We start from the raw sequence: 21,165 nt of genomic DNA, 5'->3' as shown, positions 1-21,165 counted from the left end.
ATCTCATAACGCGCACATAGAAAAAGAGGACTGAATGGCGAGTAACAATGTAGCCCAATTTGCCACCGAGCTAACGATGTCAGCAGATTTGCTGCTCACGCAATTGCGTGCGGCGGGCGTCAGTAAGAGCTCAACGTCAGATTCGTTGACAAAGGAAGACAAAGATAAGCTCCTGGAGCATCTGCGTCGTTCCCACGGCGTTTCTGCGGACACCGAAAAGAAAAAAATAACCTTGACTCGTAAGGAAACGACCGAGATCAAGCAAGCCGATGCGACTGGGAAGTCTCGTACCATTCAGGTTGAAGTTCGTAAAAAACGTACCTTCGTTAAACGTGATGATGCTCCCGCAGATGAGGCGCAGGCTCCCGCACCGGTACTGGACGCTGCCGAGCAGGCACGCTTTGATGAAGAAGCGCGCCACGAAGCAGAACTGATTGCACGTCAGGAAGCTGAATTGCTTGAGAAGCAAGAGCGCCTGGCCAAACTGGAAGCTGAAAAAGAAGCCCAGGCGCAAGCCATGCGTGCGGCTGAGTTGATAGAGGCCGCCAAAGCTGAAGCTGAAAAAGCGAAAGCCGAGCAAGCTGTAGCTGCCGCCAAGGCGCTCAATGCCAGCGCTAACGCCAAGCCTTCAGATGCCAAGCCTGCAGAGGTAAAACCTGTGCAAGCCGCTCAAGTGGCCGCTGATGAAGATAAAAAGCGTGTCGAAGCAGAAGAGGCGAAGAAAAAAATCGTCGCCGATGCCAAGGAAGCTACCGAGCGTGCTGCTGCTACTGAAAAAGCCAGAAAAGCTGTGGCTGATGAAGTTGCGCAAATCAAAGAAATGATGAACGCGGCACGTCGTCCTGCCAAAGCACCAGAACCTGCTCCTGTCGTAGCCCCCAAGGTTGCTGAAGGTACTTTGCACAAGCCTGCTGATAAAAAAGTGGCTGACAAAAAGCCAGGTGCAGCAGTAGAGAAAAAAGACGAGAAAAAACCAGCGGTTGGCGACAAGAAGGCAATCAAATCTGCCAACGTGTCTTCAACCTGGCAAGACGATGCTGCCAAGAAGCGTGGCGGTGGTCTGAAAACACGCGGCGACACTTCCGGTGGACGTGATGGCTGGAAGGGCGGCCCTAAAGGTCGTCGCAATAGTCATCATGATGACCGTGAAAGCAATTTCCAGGTGCCGGTAGAGGCCATCGTCAAAGATGTGTTTGTGCCCGAAACCCTGACAGTTGCTGAGCTGGCGCACAAAATGGCAGTCAAGGCATCCGAAGTCATCAAGCATTTGATGAAACTCGGCCAGATGTGCACCATTAACCAGGTACTTGATCAGGAAACAGCAATGATCCTGGTGGAAGAGATGGGTCATAAAGCTTTTGCTGCAAAACTGGATGATCCTGAGGCTATGCTGACGGATACCACTGAGCACGGCGAATATGAATCCTTCCCGCGCGCACCTGTGGTGACGGTCATGGGTCACGTTGATCACGGTAAAACATCCTTGCTGGATTACATCCGTCGCGCCAAAGTCGCGTCTGGTGAAGCCGGTGGCATTACGCAGCATATCGGTGCTTACCACGTAGAAACACCGCGTGGCATGATCACCTTCCTTGATACACCAGGCCATGAAGCGTTTACCGCCATGCGTGCCCGTGGTGCCAAAGCGACGGATATTGTTATTCTGGTCGTGGCAGCGGATGATGGCGTCATGCCGCAAACCAAAGAAGCGATTGCCCATGCGAAAGCAGCTGGCGTGCCTCTGGTGGTTGCTATCAATAAAATTGATAAGCCAGGTGCTAATGCAGACCGCGTGACGCAAGAGTTGATCGCTGAAAGCGTTGTGCCTGAAGAATACGGTGGCGATTCACCCTTTGTACAGGTATCTGCAAAAACTGGTTTGGGTATAGATGCCCTGCTGGAACACGTCTTGTTGCAAGCTGAGGTGCTGGAACTGAAAGCACCGAAAGATGCACCTGCCAAAGGCCTGGTCGTGGAAGCGCGTCTGGATAAAGGTCGGGGTACTGTTGCCACTATTCTGGTGCAATCTGGTACTTTGAAGCGTGGTGACGTGGTACTGGCTGGTTCAGCTTATGGCCGTGTCCGTGCGATGCTGGATGAAAATGGCGCGAATATCTCTGAGGCTGGCCCGTCCATCCCGGTAGAGATCCAAGGTTTGACAGAAGTGCCGTCTGCCGGTGAAGAAGTCATGGTCATGGCTGATGAGCGCAAAGCCCGTGAAATCGCCTTGTTCCGTCAGGGTAAATTCCGTGACGTCAAACTGGCGAAACAGCAAGCCGCCAAGCTCGAAAACATGTTCGAAAACATGGGTGAAGGCGAAGTCAAAAACTTGCCTATCATCGTCAAGACCGACGTACAAGGTTCGCAGGAAGCGCTGGTGCAATCCCTGGTCAAATTGTCGACCAGCGAAGTGCGTGTACAGGTCGTGCATGCAGCAGTTGGTGGTATTTCCGAATCCGACGTCAATCTGGCGGTCGCTTCCAAAGCGGTCATCATCGGCTTTAACACCCGTGCTGATGCGTCTGCCCGTAAATTGGCAGAGTCTAACGGCGTTGATATTCGCTACTACAACATCATTTACGATGCAGTAGATGAAGTCAAAGCAGCTTTGTCCGGCATGTTGGCCCCAGAGAAGCGCGAACAGATCATTGGTATGGTCGAGATTCGCCAGGTCTTTGTGGTCAGCAAAGTTGGCGCGATTGCCGGCTGTCTGGTTACCGATGGCGTGGTCAGGCGTACTTCCTCTGTTCGTTTGCTGCGCAACAACGTGGTTACCTGGACAGGCGAACTGGATTCGCTCAAGCGTTACAAAGACGATGCCAAAGAAGTCAAAGCCGGTCTGGAATGCGGTCTTTCACTGAAAGGCTACAACGAGATTCAGGTTGGTGATCAGCTTGAAATATTTGAAGTACAAGAGATAGCACGTACTCTGTAACTCAAGATAACCCCGGACTAGTTCCGGGGTTGTGGTTTATGGAGAGGTAAGAAAATTATGGCAAAACACAGCAAAAATATCCCCGGTCGTGGTCTGCGTGTAGCAGACCAGATTCAACGTGACCTGGCAGAAATCATCTGGTCTGAATTAAAAGACCCGCGTGTAGGTATGATCACCTTGACTGAAGTACAGTTGACCCCCGATTATGCCCATGCAAAAGTGTACTTCACCACTTTGGTGGATGATCCTGTCGCCGTCAAAAACACGATAGAAGCTTTAGTCAAGGCCTCAGGTTTCCTGCGTAATCAACTGGGTCTGCGCCTGCATATCCATACTTTGCCGCAACTGCATTTCGTGCATGATACCTCCACCATCCGTGGTATCGCCATGTCGAAACTGATAGACGAAGCCAATGCCACCCGCGCCAAAGATGACGGCGAAGAAACGACTGACTGACACAGTGCGCAGCCTGGCAACAGGCTGCTGACAACATGACGATTCCCCAGATAAAAAGAAAGCGCGTGCCTGTGCACGGTGTATTGCTATTGGATAAACCAGTTGGCTTTTCCAGTAATGATGCCCTGATCAAAGCCAAGCGCTTTTTGAATGCCGCCAAAGCCGGGCATACCGGCACGCTGGACCCATTTGCCACGGGCTTGCTGCCTTTGTGCTTTGGTGAAGCCACAAAGTTTTCCCAGGATCTGTTGGAAGCTGACAAGATCTATACCACGGTCGTACACCTCGGCATCACGACGACAACGGGCGACACCGAGGGCGAAGTGCTGGAAGAAAAACCGGTAGCGGTCAGTCTTGAACAAATCCAGGATACTTTAAAGCAATTCACTGGCCCTATACAGCAAGTGCCACCCATGTATTCAGCTCTCAAGCGTGATGGCAAGCCCCTGTATGAATATGCGCGTGCCGGTATCACGCTGGAACGCGAAGCGCGCAGCGTGATTATTCATGAGCTGGAATTACTGGCCTATGAGGCACCTTTCCTGAGCCTCAAGGTCAAATGCAGCAAGGGCACCTATGTGCGCGTGCTGGGTGAAGATATAGGTGCGGTGTTGGGCTGTGGCGCGCATCTGAAGGAATTGCGTCGCATAGGTGTAGGACATTTGGTGTTGGACAAATCCATTACTCTTGAGCAGCTTGAAAGTCTGCCTGAAGTTGAGCGGCTGGCATTGCTTGATCCAGTAGATGCCTTACTGTCCAGCTTTGCATCGATTGACTTGACTGATGAGCTGTCACGCCGCTTTTTGCATGGTCAACGCCTGGCATTAAATAAAGAAGAAGTCACATTACCCATTGAAACTGGCCGCGTTCGCGTCTATCGTGAATCGGATGGGCAGCTGCTTGGCTCAGCCCAGTTGCAGGAATACCGCATACTCGCGCCCGAGCGCCTGATTGCTGCAGATCATTGACAGTGTCATCGCACGGTAGCAACTCCTTGAAATAATAGGAGTTTTTCTACTTTTGCGCTGCAACATGTTATAATCGCAGGTTATCCGATTTACCTCATAGATTTACCCAATAAGAACGCTATCATGTCTACTACAAAACGCGCTATTCGTAACATCGCCATTATCGCTCACGTCGATCACGGCAAAACCACTCTGGTTGACCAGTTATTGCGTCAGTCCGGTACTTTCCGCGACAACCAGCAGGTTGATGCCCGTGTTATGGATTCGAATGATATCGAAAAAGAGCGCGGTATCACTATTTTGTCCAAAAACTGTGCTGTCGAATACAAAGGCACTCATATCAACATCGTCGATACGCCAGGCCATGCTGACTTTGGTGGTGAAGTAGAACGTGTTTTGTCCATGGTGGACAGTGTTTTGTTGCTGGTTGATGCACAGGAAGGCCCGATGCCACAAACGCGTTTCGTTACGCGTAAAGCGCTGGCACTGGGTTTGAAGCCTATCGTTGTCGTCAACAAGATCGACCGTGAAAACGCCGATGCGCAAAAAGCCGTTAACGCGACTTTTGAACTGTTCGACAAACTCGGTGCAACTGACGAACAACTCGATTTCCCCATCATCTACGCATCCGGTTTCAAAGGTTATGCTGGTCTGGAAGATACAGTGCGCGAGGGGAATATGGAACCCTTGTTTGATGCTATCCTGAAACACGTTCCTGCGCGTGAAGATGATCCAGACGGTCCTTTGCAATTGCAAATCACGTCCCTGGAGTACTCTTCCTACGTTGGTAAAATCGGCGTTGGCCGTATCCTGCGTGGCCGTGTCAAGGCATTGCAAGACGTGGTCTGGATGAATGGCCCAGGCGACAAGCCAACAAAAGCACGTATCAATCAAGTATTGACTTTCCAGGGTCTGGATCGCGTACTGGTTGACGAAGCATTGGCTGGTGACATAGTACTGATCAACGGTATTGAAGAAATCGGTATCGGTTCCACCATCTGTGCACCGGACACGCCTGATGGCCTGCCGATGTTGAAGATTGATGAGCCAACACTGACCATGAACTTCATGGTTAACAGCTCCCCATTGGCTGGCCGCGAAGGCAAATTCGTGACGACACGTCAAATTCGTGACCGTCTGGAGCGTGAATTGAAATCCAACATGGCTTTGCGCGTAGTGCAGGCTGAGGGCGATGATTCCACGTACGAAGTTTCTGGTCGTGGTGAGTTGCATTTGACTATCCTGATTGAAAACATGCGCCGTGAAGGCTTCGAGCTGGCAGTATCCCGTCCACGCGTAGTCTTCAAAATGGTAGGCGACGTACGTCATGAGCCATATGAAAACCTGACAGTTGACGTAGAAGAAGCCAACCAGGGTGGTGTCATGGAAGAATTGGGTCGTCGTCGTGGTGACCTGCAAAACATGGAGCCGGACGGCAAAGGTCGTGTCCGTCTGGAATACCGTATTCCAGCGCGTGGCCTGATCGGCTTCCAGGGCGAATTCATGACATTGACGCGCGGTACAGGCTTGATGAGTCACGTATTTGATGAATATGCACCAGTCGACAATTCCAAAGGCGAACTCGGTGGCCGTCGTAACGGCGTACTGATTTCCCAGGATGACGGCGCAGCAGTTGCTTACGCTATCTGGAAATTGCAAGACCGTGGCCGTATGTTCGTCAGCCACAATGACCCAGTGTATGAAGGCATGATCATCGGTATTCATTCCCGTGACAATGACCTGGTGGTGAACCCGATCAAGGGCAAACAATTGACCAACGTGCGTTCGTCCGGTACGGATGAAGCGGTACGCCTGGTTCCACCTATCCAGTTGAACCTGGAATACGCGGTCGAGTTTATTGACGATGATGAACTGGTCGAAGTTACACCTAAGAGTATCCGTCTGCGCAAGCGTTACCTGAAAGAGCATGAACGTAAAAAAGCATCACGCGACTAAGGTGATTTGTTCTTGATCTGGCTTTGCGAATGTGGCTGTTAATTTAGCCACATAAAGATTAACCCGTTTTGCTCTAGCCAGTTTGGCCAGGGTCAAGCGGGTTTTTTTATTTGGAGCTTTATGCAAAATAAAATGTCTCACCGCAAAGCGGTGATACTGATGATTTGTGCGGCCACCTTGTGGAGTATTGCCGGCGTATTTACCCGTCATCTCGAAGTTGCGCGTAATTTTGAAGTCACTTTCTGGCGCAGTTTTTTTGCTGCTGTATTTATAGCGGCTGTCATGCTCCGGCAATACAAATGGGCTTTTATTCCGCGTCTTAAATTGTTGGGCAAGATAGGTTTTTTGTCGGGTTGCATGTGGGCGACCATGTATAGCTGCTTCATGATTGCGCTGACCATGACGACGGTTGCCAATACCTCCATCATGGAGAGTCTGTCACCCTTGTTCACGGCACTGCTGGCCTGGCTGGTCTTGCACCAGCGCATACCAGCGCGTACCTGGTGGGCGATTGCCGCGGCATGCATAGGCATGGGCTGGATGTTTGTTGGCAGCATTTCTCAAGTGGATGAGCGCGGCCTGATTGGTATGTTGATCGCCTTTGGCATACCTCTGGCGGCTTCGGCAAATGTCATTATTCTCAAAAAGGGTGGCCATGCGGTTGATCTGGTGCCAGCAGTGTTTTTGGGCGGCACTATCTCTGCGCTGATAATGTTGCCATTTGCCTGGCCTTTTCACGCCTCGCTGCATGATATTGGCATCCTGGCGATACTTGGCTTCTTTCAATTGGGCTTGCCCTGCATGCTGATGGTCAGGGCCTCAAATAGCCTGAGCGCGCCGGAGATTGCCTTGCTGTCTCTGCTTGAAGTCTTGCTGGCACCAATCTGGGCCTGGCTAGGTGCCGGTGAGGTACCAGCTACTGCCAGTATCTACGGTGGCATAGTCGTACTGGTTGCGCTGGTGTTCAACGAGTTGACTGCCATCCGAGGCAACAATGCCTGACTATGCTTGGCCATGCAGATTGATGCAGATCAACTGATGGCCTGGTAAATTTTGTCTGTCTGCAGGGATGGCACTAAAATCGCGAACATTTTTCTTTTCGGATTTTTTTGCCATGCTCAAAGCACCAGAACTTCTCCTTCCCGCCGGCTCGCTGGAAAAAATGCATGCCGCTTTCGACTTTGGTGCCGATGCGGTGTATGCAGGCCAGCCACGCTATAGCTTGCGCGCCCGCAATAATGAATTCTCTACCCTTGATGTATTGCAGCAGGGTATAGACGGTGCCCATGCACGCGGCAAACTGTTTTTTGTCGCCAGCAATATCTTCCCGCACAATAGCAAACTCAACACCTATCTGCGCGATATGGAGCCGGTCATCAACATGAAGCCGGATGCCCTTATCATGGCCGACCCTGGCCTGATCATGATGGTGCGTGAAAAGTGGCCAGAAATGCCCGTGCATCTGTCTGTGCAAGCCAATGCCATCAACTGGGCCGATGTCAGGTTCTGGAAAAAGATGGGCCTGACCCGCGTCATCCTGTCACGAGAATTATCGCTCGATGAAATCGAGGAAATCCGCCAGCAATGCCCGGATATGGAGCTGGAGGTTTTCGTGCACGGTGCCTTGTGTATCGCCTATTCTGGGCGTTGCCTGTTGTCCGGCTATTTCAATCATCGCGATCCCAATCAGGGCACATGCACCAATTCCTGTCGCTGGGATTACAAAGTCGAAAACGCCACCGAAAATGAAACCGGTGACCTGGCGCGCATTCCGGTCGAGAGTATCCCGTTCAATTACCAACAAGCATTGGACGTGGCCAATCAATCTTTTTCCGCCATGGGTGATATGCCGCGCCATCCACTCGCTGACCGCCCGTATCTGATAGAAGAGGGCGGCAAGCCTGGCCAGTTCATGCCCATACTCGAAGACGAACACGGCACCTACATTATGAACTCCAAAGACTTGCGCGCCGTTGAGCATGTGGAGCGCCTGGCGAAAATCGGCATTGATTCATTGAAAGTCGAAGGTCGTACCAAATCTATTTACTATGTCGCCCGCACCGCCCAAACCTATCGCCGTGCGATAGATGATGCAGTCGCTGGTCGCCCCTTTAACACGGAATTGCTGAGTCAGTTGAATGGTCTCGCCAATCGAGGCTATACCGACGGTTTTTATCAGCGCCACCATACAAAAGAACACCAAAACTATATGGAAGGTGTATCAAAGGCGCACCGCAGCCAGTATGTGGGGCAGGTCTTGCAAGTGACTGATGGCTGGGCTGAAGTCGAAGTCAAAAACCGGTTTGCCGTTGGTGATGAGATAGAAATAATTTCACCGAATGGCAATGAAATGATCAGGCTGGCTGAGATGCGTAGCATCAACAATCACGTCCTGGACATCATAGCTGGTGCAGGGCACAAGGTGCGTATCCCGCTGGATGCCAGACATGAAAAAGCTTTGATTGCAAGGATGTTGTAATCATGGAGTTGATGCTCCCTTCGTAGCGTCTGCTCTTGATTCAAAAGGGGCATCAATTTTTTGGGGGAAAGTATCGCTATGCGGGATGATGTGAGGCACTTGATGATTTTTTATCGCCGCGTGCCGTGCGAGTTGTCAGCAAGGTTGCGAAAGCACATTGCGTATAAGAATGGACTGGTGATGTTTGGTCTGCAATAATCAACTCTCGTCTACCCGTACCGGTCTGGCATGGATTTTTTTGATCAAATAATGGACGTATTTTCCCTGATGCAGTCCGACCAAAGGTTGCAAATGCTGGGTGTCGTCGTTGTCTACGCCAGTATGAGTATCATCACGCTCGTCATGTATGGGCTGGATAAGACGGCTGCAAGAAACCGTAAGCCGAGAATCTCTGAGCGTACCTTATTATTTTGCGGCCTGGCTTGCGGCTGGCCGGGTGCTGTGTTGGCACAAAAATTATTCCGCCACAAAACTATCAAGCCCTCTTTCAGGCTGGCATTTGTTAGTACGGTCATCTTTAATTGTTTTGCACTTGCCGTGCTTTTCTATTGGTCATCAATCTCATTGAACTTATTGAGGTAGTATTGTCCAATTAGTAATGTGCATCACGATTTTTGCAGAAGATCCACACTCCAGGAGACTACGCATGAAGATAGAGCCCCAAAAAACCTATGTTGCGCTGGCGGCTGATGGCATGGCGACTGTGTTGGAAGAAGGCCCCGCATTCTGGAGTTTACCCGAAGCCGAAATCGAGACTTACGGCAAGCACTGGCTGATCAGTGAATTTGCTTGCGAATCTGACTGGCCTAGCTGGGAAATGCATCCCAAGGCTGACGAATTCGTGTATTTGCTGTCCGGTCTCGCTGATTTCCTCATCGAGCTCGATGATGCAGTGGAACACATCCACATGAAAGCGGGGGAGGCTGTGCTGGTACCCAAGGGGCGCTGGCACACAGCGAAAGTCTTTGCGCCGAGCCGCATGCTGTTCATGACCCGGGGTGAAGGTACACAGCATAAACCTGTGATCAAGAGGTAATTTCCTGGTCACCTATTTATTTATAGGGTTCATGATTGTGTTTCCTGTTGTCGTGATCGTGAGATCGTCTTCGCATGCGCCTTTCAAAGGTGATTTCCCAATGACAAGGTACAATACGGTATTGTAAATTGCCGTCTTGTTTTATTGTGAATACAAAAGTACTACCCCCACGCCGCGTCTCTGTGGCCCCCATGCTCGATTGGACTGATAGACACTGCCGTCAGTTCCACCGTCATATCACCCGCAACTCCTGGCTCTACACCGAAATGGTGACGACAGGTTCACTCTTGCATGGTGATGTACAACGTCATCTTGAATTTAATCCTGGCGAACATCCTGTTGCCCTGCAGCTGGGCGGCAGTGAGTTGACTGATCTGGCGCATGCTGCCAAGCTGGGCGAGCAATGGGGTTATGATGAAATCAACCTGAATTGTGGCTGCCCTTCTGAGCGTGTGCAAAAAGGCGCATTCGGTGCATGTCTGATGGCTGAGCCGCAACTGGTCGCTGATAGTGTCAAGGCCATGAAAGATGTGGTTTCCATCGATGTCACGGTAAAGCATCGTATAGGCATTAATGAAGTCGATTCTTATGAATTCATGCGTGATTTTGTCGGTACGGTTGCTGACGCCGGTTGCAAGACCTTTATCGTCCATGCACGCAATGCGATACTCAAAGGTTTGTCCCCAAGAGAAAACCGTGAAATCCCGCCACTCAAATATGACTATGCCTACCGCCTGAAAAAAGAATTTCCTGCGCTGGAAATCATTTTGAACGGCGGCATTAAAACGCTCGACGACATGGACTTGCATCTGCACCATGTCGATGGTGTCATGATAGGGCGCGAGGCGTATCACAACCCCTACTTCATGGCCAGCTTTGATGAGCGCTATTATGGCGACTCCACTCCGGTCAAAAGCAGGGAAGAGATTTTGCAGCACATGATCCCTTACATTTACCAGCAGCTGGAATTGTATGGCAATGCCGGCAAAGGCCTGCGCCTAAATACCGTGATCCGCCATATGCTGGGTTTGATGATGGGGCTGGTTGGGGCGCGTGTATTCCGTCAAATCTTGTCTGACAGCAAGAGGCTTGCATCTGGAAAGCCAGAGTTGTTGCTGGAAGCGGCATTAGCCATGCAAAGTGTAACTGCTTTTGACCGTAGCCTGGAAACGCAAGCCTCTGTTGCGGCATGATCATCGCTAGTTATGTGACTGGTTCGCATGGAGCAAATTGAAGTTCAATACATGAGCTAATTTGTAAATAAAGCGCGAGTATTCGTAAGTATTTGTAATACATTATTGAGTTGGGTTCTTGTCGGAATATATTGATAATGTTTCATTGCACGCTCCTTCAACTCACTACCTCAGTGAGATTTCGCCTACGCATTTATTTGCGTGGGCTTTTTTATGCCCGCTACCTTTATTGGCAGGAATGATATGTACTCTATCAACTTACACAAGATAGTCGCTTCCGCTTGTTTCGCCCTGTTTGCCTCCATTGCCCATGCAACGCCAGTCATGGAAGTGCGTCTGGACAGCTTGCTTGCCAAAGCGGGGGAATTAAAAAAAGAATTGAACCTGAATATTAATCAGCAATTGTTGTGGCAACAGACCGAAAGCAAGCTGACTTCCATGCAGCATCAGCGCGATGTCCGTCGTAATCGCCTGCAATCCGAGCTGGAGTTGCGTCTGGAGCAAAACAATATCGAATTGCGTGAACTGAATCCGCAAATCGAACAGGAAGAGCAAACCACCCAGCAGGAAAACAAGCAAATGCGCGAGCTGGTACTGACCCTGAACGATGCGCTGGATGACAAGCAACGCCAGGCCTTGCAATTGTTGATCAACGCTTCCTTGCGCACCACCGCAGACGCGCCTAAAGCCAAACGTCCCGATAGTGGCGAGACACCGCAGCGTAAAGGCGGCATGGGGCGCCAACGTGAGGGTGCGGGTGGTGGAGGCAAATTCTGATCAATCCGTCGTGCGCGCCATGCCGCAACCTGGCTTCGAGAGAACTTGTGACGTTGATGGCTTAAGTGGGAATGAGCCTGATTACCAAGAATGCTATTGCCAGCAAGCCAAATTCCTCGTATAATGCGTAGCTCTCTTGCACTGCAATATTAGTGCGCGATGCAGTGGTGGCCGTAGCTCAGTTGGTAGAGTCCAGGATTGTGATTCCTGTTGTCGTGGGTTCGAACCCCATCGGTCACCCCAAAATTTCGCTAAGTCAATCACACTTAGCTTTAAAAAGCCCGGTTAAATGCTGGGCTTTTTGTTTTGGTGCTGCGTATTGAATATTTATGCTTTCTTGTATCTTCATCGCCCCGCCGTTAATTCGTCAGTTAATACGGGCAGATTTCTGCTTGCCATAACATGTGATCTATCCGGATCTACGTCCGGTTTTCCTTGCCGCCAACATCCACGATCTTCCAGACATATTTTGACGCATTGGTGCTTATGGCGATGATTTAGCTAATATTTCGCTAAATCACTTATTCCTGATGGCATGTGTGCGCAAGCGCGCATAGAATTTTTACATGACGTGATAGGCTTGCGCTCCGCTACCCAGGTTTGTTTATGTGGCAAAATCTCTGACGCAATTTTAAGGCCAAAAACATTAATGCACACATCTCCCAGTCCTATGCAAAACCATCTGCTTGCGGCCTTGCCTCCTGCGGAATTTGCGTCACTGTCTGCTGGACTTGAACTCATTTCTATGGCGGTTGGTGATGTCTTGTATGAGTCTGGCGTGCGTCAACAGTTTGTGTATTTTCCTACCTCTGCCATTTTTTCATTGATGTATGTATTAGAGGATGGCGTCTCAGCCGAGATTGCTGCTGTTGGCCATGAGGGTGTGGTCGGCATATCTCTCTTTATGGGGGGGGACACCACGCCAAACCGGGCGGTAGTGCAAAGCGCTGGTTTTGCTTATCGTCTCAAGGGGCAATTGCTAAAACAAGAGTTTGACCGCGCTGGCCCTTTGTTGAGAGTGCTGTTGCGCTATACGCAGGCTTTGATTACGCAAATGACGCAGACAGCCATTTGCAATCTGCATCACACGGTAGAGCAGCAATTATGCCGCTGGCTGTTGTTGAGTCTGGACAGGCTATCTTCAGAGTCGGTGAATATCACCCAGCAAAGAATTGCCAATGTACTGGGTGTGCGTCGTGAACGAGTGACAGAGGCCGCAGGCAATTTGCAGCGCGCAGGTTTGATTTGCTATAGCCGCGGTGCGATTATCGTACTGGACAGGCCAGGCCTGGAAAAAGTGGTTTGCGAATGTTATTTCGTCGTGCAAAAAGAATTTACACGACTCCTCACTTCCATTCCCTTTCAATAAACTTGATTTAGTCTACGTGTGATGTAATCTACTTGTTGAGGGCAGCCATATAGTCTGCAAAAAGGAGACTATTTTCTTGTTTGAACAATAAGTTGCTATTAATCGAACTTATATGCGCGATGGCGCACATACGCCAGCCTTATACCTGCTACTCTGTGTATAGATAATCCAGTCTATACAATCTATGCCGCTCCATCGAGTTGGCAGTTCAGAGCCCCACCCATGACCATTACGAATAACCCTCTGCAAAATCACTTGCTCGCCTCTTTGCCGCAAGCAGAGTTTGATCGCATTGCCCAGCACCTCGAATTGGTGGAAATGCCGCTGGGGCAGGCCTTGTATGAGGCTGGTGGCACCTTGAATTACGTCTATTTCCCAACTACCTCCATTGTTTCCTTGTTGTATGTGCTGGAAAGCGGTGCCTCCGCTGAAATAGCCATCGTCGGCCATGAGGGCATACTTGGTATTTCATTGTTCATGGGGGGTGAAACTACGCCCAGCCGCGCTGTGGTGCAATGCGCTGGTCATGGTTATCGCCTGCGGGCACAATTTTTGAAAGAGGAGTTTAATCGCGCGGGCCCCTTTTTGCGCCTCTTGCTGCGTTATACCCAGGCGCTGATTACGCAAATGACGCAAACCGCTGTTTGTAATCGCCATCACACCATAGAGCAGCAATTGTGCCGCTGGCTATTATTGAGTTTAGACCGCTTGCCTTCAGACTCTGTTTCCATGACTCAGGAGTTGATTGCCAATATGCTGGGTGTGCGGCGCGAGGGCGTCACTGCTGCCGCAGGCAATATACAAAGACTAGGCCTTATAAGGTACAGTCGTGGGCGTATTGATGTGGTAGATCGTCCCGGGTTGGAAAACGTGGTGTGTGAATGCTATGCCGTCGTCAAACTTGAATTTGATCGCCTGCTGGCAGACATACCACAGGGCGATCCCTCGCATATTTTGGGTCAGTCAGACCGACGCTCAATGTCGGCCCGTCCTGTTTCGTGGCAAGTTGGTCAGGAAAAAAAAGAAAATTGAATCGTTGATTGAATATGGATGCGTCGAGTTGCGTTCTCATTCCTGCGTTTAGATATTTGAACAAAATCATCTATGCATGACGTTATTTTTATTGATTATTTTATGTACGCTAGCGCACGTAATTGCCGTCTAATATATGCCAAACTCGCACATTATTTTTAAAAGTTAGAGTGAATTGTTGCGCAAGTTAAATAAGCTGAGCATGCAAAAAGCTGCTGAGTTTTTTTTCGTCCTTTTTTCTATATGTGCGAAATCGAACAGACAGATTGCTGAGCGATTCTGTAGAGTAAAAGCGGGAGCGTGCTGGGCAGATTTTTCTGGACAGAATTTGCGCTTTGCTTTTAATTCTACATTATGCGGGAATTTGATATGAACAGTCGGATAGACCCGAACCAGAATCATTTGCTTGGGGCATTGCTGGATACAGAATTTGATCGACTTGCCCCTCATTTGGAGCAGGTGTCAATGTTGCTTGGTGATGTGCTGTACGAGTCGGGTGGTAAGTTGCAGTATGTCTATTTCCCTGTTACGGCGATTGTTTCTCTACATTATTTGTTAGAAAACGGTGGATCTTCAGAAATTGCCGGTGTCGGCAATGAGGGATTGGTAGGCGTTTCATTGTTCATGGGTGGCGACACGACGCCTAGTCGCGCGATAGTGCAGACTGGGGGGCTCGGCTATCGCTTGAAAGCCCACATTTTAATGGAAGAGTTTAATCGTGCCGGTCCTTTGTTGCGCTTATTGCTGCGCTATACCCAGGCACTGCTTACACAAATGTCGCAAACTGCAGTCTGTAATCGTCACCACTCTGTCGAACAGCAATTATGCCGCTGGCTGTTGTTAACGCTGGATCGTATGTCAGGTAACGACCTCACTATCACGCAAGAGCTTATTGCCAATATGTTGGGGGTGCGACGTGAAGGCGTTACTGAAGCAGCAGGTAAATTACAAAACTATGGTTTTATCAGTTATCGCCGCGGACATATAACCGTCATTGACAGACTCGGGCTGGAGGATCATGTGTGTGAGTGTTATGGCGTAGTAAAAAAAGAATTTGCCCGACTTTTGTCTGATGCTCCGCAGAGACAGGGTAAAGACCTATCTGTTGCGCCTGTCACCGTTGTTAGGAAAACCGGTTATATCCATGGAGGCATTCATGGCAGCTTGTAAAGCAGTGTAAGTTGGCAAATACTGTCTTGAATTTCAAAATTTATTGAAGGGTTGCTGTGAATAAGAAAAAATATATGAAGGCAATCTCAGTAGAGCGTCTCACCTTGATCGGCTTTGGCATTGCCTTGCTTGCGTTGTTGATGATAGGTGGCATAGCCTGGAATATTGCAGTCCCGTTTGACGCATTAAAGTCTATAGACCATACCCGCAAAGTCATTGACGACCTTAGTGAACTGGGTGTCAAACTGTCAGAGGCGGAAAATGGACAAAAAGCCTATTTTTTGACAAAGGAAGAGAGTTTCCTCAGTCAGCGGAATCAAAGGCTCAATGACATGCAGGTTGTCATCCAGCATTTACGTGCTTTGACGGTGGATAACGCCCAGCAACTGACGCGTATTCAGCAATTGCAAAAGGCAGTTGATGAGAGAGCGTCCCTCATGCAAGAAAGCCAGAAACAATTTGAGGCACTCGGCTTTCCCGGGACTCGGGTTTTGTTTAATACTGGCTTACTCACTTCAGCAAAAATACAAAATATTCTCGCTGATGCGATTTTGGATGAGCAGGTTTTGCTTGAAGACCGCAAATCGAATGCAGCATTTCGCATCAAATTGGTCGTTGGCACAGTCGGCTTCTTACTGGTGTTCTTATTAGTGTGGGCGTTGCAGATACGACGTGCCAGTTTAGGGCGGTTGGCTGGAGAGCAAACCTCGGTCAAAGTACGTGAAGTACTGCTTAAGATGGGTGCATTGCAGGATGCAATTTTTAATAGCCCGAATTTTTCTATTATTGCGACCGATGCACAGGGTTTGATACAGATTTTTAATGTCGGTGCCGAGCGTATGCTGGGCTATGACGCTGCCGATGTCGTCAACTTGATCAGCCCTGCTGATATTTCTGATTCTGAAGAGCTCGCCGCGAAAGCGGCTGCGCTGAGTGCAGAATTCAATACTCCTGTTGCCCCGGGTTTTGATGCTTTGATCTTCAAGGCTATGCGTAATCTGGAAGACATTTATGAGCTAACCTATATCCGTCGGGACGGTAGCCGTTTGCAGGCTATCGTTTCGGTTGCTGTGTTGCGGGATGCGCATGGAGTAGTTATTGGCTGTCTTTTGATAGGTACAGATAATACTGCACGCAAGCAAGTGGAAGCCGAGCAGGCTTTGCTGGGCCAGCGCTTACGTGACCAACAGTTTTATACGAGATCATTAATTGAGGCAAACATCGACGCTCTCATTACCACGGACTTGAATGGCATCATCAGTGATGTCAATCATCAGATGGAAGAGATCACAGGATGCACTCGTGATGAATTGATCGGTGCGCCATTTAAAAATTATTTTACCGAACCGGCAGCAGCAGAACTGGCGATGAAAAGTGCGCTGCAAACTGGCAAAGTCAGTAATTTTGAACTGACCGCCATAGCAAAAGATGGCAAGGAAACGGAAGTTTCCTACAATGCCAGCACTATTTATGACCGTGAGCGCAGGTTGCAGGGTGTATTTGCATCAGCCCGCGATGTCACTGAATATAAATTATTCGAGCAAAGACTGCAGAACAATAATATCGAGCTGGAATTGGCCAAGGCGATTGCTGAAAAAGCGAATCGGGCCAAGTCAGAATTCTTATCCAGCATGAGTCATGAGCTGCGCACGCCATTGAATGCCGTGCTGGGTTTTGCGCAATTGATGGCATCAGATACGCCGCCACCATCGGAAAACCAAAAATTATCGATAGACCAGATATTGCAAGCTGGTTGGTATTTGCTGCGATTGATCAATGAAATTCTTGATCTGGCAATGATAGAGTCAGGCAAAGTGAGTATTTCAAAAGAATCCATCTTGCTTTCCGATGTTTTATTGGATTGCCAGGCGATGATAGAACCGCAGGCACAGACTCGTGGCATCAATATGATTTTTCCTACTATGGATATACCGTTGTATGTGTTCGCTGACCGCACCAGGCTTAAGCAAGTAATGGTAAATTTGCTGTCTAATGCGATTAAGTATAACCAGCAAGAAGGATCAGTAACTGTCGAATATGTTGTTCGTGCCGAGAACCGTATCCGTATCAGCGTCAGGGACGTAGGTAAGGGTCTGTCGCCTGACCAGGTTGGGCAATTATTTCAGCCTTTTAATCGCCTCGGGCAGGACGCCGGTAATGAAGAGGGTACTGGCATCGGTTTGGTGGTGACCAAGCAGTTGGTCGAACTCATGGGGGGCGTCATTGGTGTTGAAAGCAATGTTGGTGTCGGCAGTGTATTTTGGGTAGAGCTTTCCTTGGCCTCGGCGCCAGCTTTGCACGAGGACGGATTGGCAGATATTCCAACTGGTCAGTTTATTGCTCAACCATCTGAAGGCGCATCGCCCAAACGTAGTCTTTTGTATGTGGAAGACAATCCCGCCAACCTGGCACTGGTTGAGCAATTGATTGCCCGTCGAAGCGATCTCAGGCTGTTGACTGCTGTAGATGCACATCTTGGGATAGCCACTGCTCAGTCAAGCAAACCAGATGTGATTTTGATGGATATTAATTTGCCTGGCCTCAGCGGCTTTGGTGCGCTCAAAATTTTGGCTAATGATCCATTGACAGCGCATATACCTGTCATGGCGTTGTCCGCAAATGCCATGCCTCGTGATATAGAAAAAGGTTTGGATGCAGGATTTTTCAGATATCTTACCAAGCCTATCAAGGTGAACGAATTTATGGATGCGCTTGATCTGGCATTGCATCACGCTAAAGAGCATGGCCTGAGTGGCAAGAAGGTCGAACTTGAGTCTACTCGCAAAAAAAATGAAGTTGAGCTGAACTAAAAATTTATTGAAACCTCGTATTACAGCAAGAACGATTTTGAAAGAATGAAATGCTTGAAGCAGTCGAAATTCTCAAGGCCAGCATCCTGATCGTTGACGATCAAAAAGCTAATGTCATGTTATTGGAGCAGATGCTGCGTAATACCGGCTATACCTCCATTACGACCACCATGGACGCGCGTACTGTTTGCGCCCTGCATATAGAACACAACTATGACCTGATATTGCTGGACCTGCAGATGCCCGGCATGGATGGTTTTGAAGTCATGGAAGAATTAAAAAATATCGCCGCAGATGCCTATTTACCGGTGCTGGTAATTACTGCCCAGCCAGGACATAAGCTGCGTGCCTTGAAGGCAGGCGCCAAGGATTTTGTCAGTAAGCCTTTTGACCTGCAGGAAGTGCAAACGCGCATACACAATATGCTGGAAGTGCGCTTGTTGTATCAGCAACTGGATAATTACAATAAGCGGCTGGAGCAAACTGTGCTGGAGCGAACTGCGGAGTTACGCGCCAGCGAAGCACGCTTTAAAAGTTTTACCCAACTTTCATCTGACTGGTATTGGGAGCAAGATCAGTTTGGCAATTTTACCAGTGTATCCGGGCCCGTATTTGAAATGCTCGGCATACGGGCAGAAGACATGCTGGGTAATGCGCCCAGCATTGGCATGGAGGGTTGGGACGTGGATGAGCGAGAGCAGCTTGATGACAATATCGCGAATCGTCGCCCATTCCTGGATTTTATTTATCGGCGCAGCAAACAGGATGGCACGGTACAATACCTGCAAGTCAGTGGTGAACCCTTCTTCGACTCGGCTAGCCGTTTCGCCGGATACCGGGGAGTGGGTATGGATGTGACCCACCGAAGATCGTAAGGCAAAGCTTCATCACCCGCATTTGAAAAGACCAGTATTGGAATATGAATAAACCGACTTCAGATGTGTCAACAAATTCCAAAGAATCTTCCTTGTTGCAAAAATTGGGCCCTGGCCTGATCACTGGCGCAGCTGACGATGACCCTAGCGGCATTGCCACTTATTCGCAGGCGGGTGCGCAATTCGGTTTTAATATGTTGTGGACGGTCTTGTTTACCTATCCCTTGATGGTAGGGATACAGGTAGTCAGTGCCCGCATAGGCAGGGTTAGTGGGCATGGGCTTGCCACCAATATCCGCCGTCATTACCCTGCATGGTTATTGTATGCCGTAGTCGGCCTTTTGCTGGTTGCCAATACGATCAATATTGCTGCTGATATTTCTGCCATGGGCGAGGCATTGAAGTTACTCATAGGCGGCAAAGCGCATTTTTATGCCATAGGTTTTGGCGTATTGTCTTTGCTGCTGCAGGTGTTTATTTCTTATCAGCGTTATGTGCGGTTTTTAAAGTGGCTGACACTGGCTTTGCTGGCCTATGTTGCTACTGTCTTTGTCGTGCATACGCCCTGGGCAGATGTTGCGACCAGTGCCATCATGCCGCAGTTATCGCTGAAAAAAGAATACATCACAACGGTAGTCGCCTTGTTTGGCACTACTATCAGCCCCTATCTGTTTTTCTGGCAAGCCTCACAAGAAGTAGAGGAAATGCGCGCTGATCCTCTGGCGCGCCCACTGATCCACGCACCTGAACAAGCAGCAGCCAATCTGAAGCGCATCAAGCTCGATACTTATATAGGGATGGCATTTTCCAACCTGGTGGCGTTCTTCATCATTCTGACGACAGCTGTTACCCTGAATTTGCATGGTGTCACCGATATCGAGACATCCGCGCAGGCCGCGTTGGCCTTGCGGCCCATTGCTGGTGACTTTGCCTTCATGTTGTTTAGCGCGGGCATTATCGGAACGGGTTTGCTGGCAATACCTGTTTTGGCTGGTTCGTCTGCCTATGCGATGGCCGGTGCCTTTAAATGGAAAAACAGTCTGGAAAACACGCCCATGCAAGCCTGGCAGTTTTACGCCATCATTGCCTTGTCGACCGTTATTGGAATTGTATTGGGCTTCACTGCAATTGACCCTATCAAGGCCTTGTACTGGAGTGCCGTCATCAACGGTGTGATTTCTGTACCTATCATGGTGGTCATGATGTTGATGGCAGCAAGGGTAGATATCATGGGTAAATTTGTCATCACCCGCAGATTGAAAATATTAGGCTGGCTCGCCACCGGTATGATGGCGCTTGCCGTGATATCGATGCTGATGACATTTTTTTATTGATATCTGTTCCAGCGCATGAGGCGTTCATCCGACGCTTCCTTGATTAAATGCCTGGCTTTCAGCGGGTCTTTTTCTACATGTTTGCTGCCACTTTCCAGTTCCATGGCTAGCGCCTGGATGGCAACGGGGTATTCAAGTTCTGCGGATTCTTCCAGCCATTTTCTGGCCAGGGCCTGATCTGGTTTGACACCTTCGCCTGCCGCATAGGCATTCGATAGCAGGAACATGGCCTGGGCATTGCCTTGCTCACTGGCTTTCTCCAGCCATTTGACAGATATGGCGAGATTTTGCGGCGCTCCCTGGCCATACTTGGCCATGCGCGCCAGCATGAAGCTGGCTTTGCCATGCCCATTATTTGCTGCTGCTCCATACCATTTCCAGGCTTGCTGTTCATTCTTTGCCAGCCCCAAGCGGTTCTTATAATAAGCTTCTGCCAGTTGGAACTGGGCTTCGCCGTCACCGTTGCTGGCTGCTCGTTCCACCCATAGTAATGCCAGGGATTGCTGTTCAGGTTTAATCGCATACGCCAAACCCAATTCTCGCTGCGCTACGGCATTGCCAGTATTTGCCCATTTTTTAAGTGAAGCGATGGCCGATGGCAGTTGCGCGTGTAAAGCCTGTATGCCAGCGGATTCGATTTCTGCCGTAGTTGGTACTGGTGCGCAAGCGCATAGGCTGCAAGCCAATAAAATGCTTGCACTGATTTTAAATTTGTTCAACATAGTGTCGCCAGGAGATCAGGCGCGCACTTCGGTTTGAAGTGCGCGCTTATTCA

At 49.5% G+C, this 21,165-nt stretch carries 17 protein-coding genes, 1 tRNA gene and 1 pseudogene; 18 read left to right on the top strand and 1 reads right to left on the bottom strand.

From position 1 onward, the window contains the following. Positions 1-34: 34 nt before the first annotated feature. From infB to ACO0LG_RS01375, 18 genes and pseudogenes are all read left to right on the top strand, one after another. Positions 35-2,935 carry a translation initiation factor IF-2 gene (gene infB, locus ACO0LG_RS01460; RefSeq protein WP_423022615.1) on the top strand — a complete coding sequence of 967 codons (2,901 nt, stop codon included), beginning with the start codon at positions 35-37 and terminating at the stop codon, positions 2,933-2,935. 57 nt (positions 2,936-2,992) lie between these two features. Beyond that, on the top strand, positions 2,993-3,391 hold the full coding sequence (gene rbfA / locus ACO0LG_RS01455; protein ID WP_423022613.1) for a 30S ribosome-binding factor RbfA: 399 nt from the start codon (positions 2,993-2,995) through the stop codon (positions 3,389-3,391). 35 nt (positions 3,392-3,426) lie between these two features. Next, the gene (gene truB / locus ACO0LG_RS01450; RefSeq protein ID WP_423022611.1) at positions 3,427-4,359 is read left to right on the top strand and encodes a tRNA pseudouridine(55) synthase TruB; all 933 of its coding nucleotides are present in this window, start codon (positions 3,427-3,429) and stop codon (positions 4,357-4,359) included. A gap of 123 nt (positions 4,360-4,482) precedes the next feature. Continuing rightward, positions 4,483-6,315, top strand: a complete 1,833-nt coding sequence (gene typA / locus ACO0LG_RS01445) for a translational GTPase TypA (RefSeq protein WP_423022609.1) — start codon at positions 4,483-4,485, stop codon at positions 6,313-6,315. A 132-nt stretch (positions 6,316-6,447) separates the two neighbouring features. Continuing rightward, positions 6,448-7,317, top strand: coding sequence for a DMT family transporter (locus tag ACO0LG_RS01440; RefSeq protein ID WP_423022607.1), 870 nt, complete (start codon positions 6,448-6,450; stop codon positions 7,315-7,317). Between the two features lie 112 nt (positions 7,318-7,429). After that, entirely contained in the window at positions 7,430-8,794 is a 1,365-nt protein-coding gene (gene yegQ, locus ACO0LG_RS01435) for a tRNA 5-hydroxyuridine modification protein YegQ (RefSeq protein WP_423022605.1), read from the top strand. 228 nt (positions 8,795-9,022) lie between these two features. Continuing rightward, on the top strand, positions 9,023-9,376 hold the full coding sequence (locus tag ACO0LG_RS01430; protein WP_423022603.1) for a DUF1294 domain-containing protein: 354 nt from the start codon (positions 9,023-9,025) through the stop codon (positions 9,374-9,376). Between the two features lie 64 nt (positions 9,377-9,440). Further along, the gene (locus tag ACO0LG_RS01425) at positions 9,441-9,830 is read left to right on the top strand and encodes a cupin domain-containing protein (protein ID WP_423022601.1); all 390 of its coding nucleotides are present in this window, start codon (positions 9,441-9,443) and stop codon (positions 9,828-9,830) included. Between the two features lie 146 nt (positions 9,831-9,976). After that, a complete protein-coding gene (gene dusA / locus ACO0LG_RS01420; protein WP_423022599.1) occupies positions 9,977-11,023 on the top strand; it encodes a tRNA dihydrouridine(20/20a) synthase DusA in 1,047 nt (348 codons plus the stop codon). A 243-nt stretch (positions 11,024-11,266) separates the two neighbouring features. Continuing rightward, complete coding sequence (locus ACO0LG_RS01415) at positions 11,267-11,800, top strand: hypothetical protein (RefSeq protein WP_423022597.1); 534 nt, start codon at positions 11,267-11,269, stop codon at positions 11,798-11,800. 167 nt (positions 11,801-11,967) lie between these two features. Continuing rightward, positions 11,968-12,043: transfer RNA gene (locus ACO0LG_RS01410), tRNA-His, on the top strand. Positions 12,044-12,449: 406 nt separating this feature from the next. After that, entirely contained in the window at positions 12,450-13,169 is a 720-nt protein-coding gene (locus ACO0LG_RS01405) for a Crp/Fnr family transcriptional regulator (RefSeq protein WP_423022595.1), read from the top strand. A gap of 222 nt (positions 13,170-13,391) precedes the next feature. Beyond that, positions 13,392-14,201, top strand: a complete 810-nt coding sequence (locus ACO0LG_RS01400) for a Crp/Fnr family transcriptional regulator (RefSeq protein ID WP_423022593.1) — start codon at positions 13,392-13,394, stop codon at positions 14,199-14,201. Positions 14,202-14,570: 369 nt separating this feature from the next. Next, complete coding sequence (locus ACO0LG_RS01395) at positions 14,571-15,371, top strand: Crp/Fnr family transcriptional regulator (RefSeq protein ID WP_423022591.1); 801 nt, start codon at positions 14,571-14,573, stop codon at positions 15,369-15,371. A 74-nt stretch (positions 15,372-15,445) separates the two neighbouring features. Next, positions 15,446-15,946, top strand: a pseudogene (locus ACO0LG_RS01390) (CHASE3 domain-containing protein); the annotation flags it as partial. 162 nt (positions 15,947-16,108) lie between these two features. Then, complete coding sequence (locus tag ACO0LG_RS01385; RefSeq protein WP_423023270.1) at positions 16,109-18,181, top strand: PAS domain-containing hybrid sensor histidine kinase/response regulator; 2,073 nt, start codon at positions 16,109-16,111, stop codon at positions 18,179-18,181. A 50-nt stretch (positions 18,182-18,231) separates the two neighbouring features. Continuing rightward, on the top strand, positions 18,232-19,056 hold the full coding sequence (locus ACO0LG_RS01380) for a response regulator (protein WP_423022589.1): 825 nt from the start codon (positions 18,232-18,234) through the stop codon (positions 19,054-19,056). A gap of 44 nt (positions 19,057-19,100) precedes the next feature. Beyond that, positions 19,101-20,390, top strand: a complete 1,290-nt coding sequence (locus tag ACO0LG_RS01375; RefSeq protein WP_423022587.1) for an NRAMP family divalent metal transporter — start codon at positions 19,101-19,103, stop codon at positions 20,388-20,390. Here the strand turns inward: ACO0LG_RS01375 and ACO0LG_RS01370 are convergent. Continuing rightward, positions 20,384-21,112 (bottom strand): tetratricopeptide repeat protein, encoded by a 729-nt coding sequence (locus tag ACO0LG_RS01370; protein ID WP_423022585.1) that lies wholly within the window; start codon positions 21,110-21,112, stop codon positions 20,384-20,386. The genes ACO0LG_RS01375 and ACO0LG_RS01370 overlap by 7 nt on opposite strands. Between the last annotated feature and the right edge of the window lie 53 nt (positions 21,113-21,165).

The sequence above is a fragment of the Undibacterium sp. Ji42W genome, from assembly GCF_049340405.1.
Taxonomy (GTDB): domain Bacteria; phylum Pseudomonadota; class Gammaproteobacteria; order Burkholderiales; family Burkholderiaceae_D; genus Undibacterium.
This window is presented reverse-complemented; position numbering and strand designations above follow the sequence as displayed.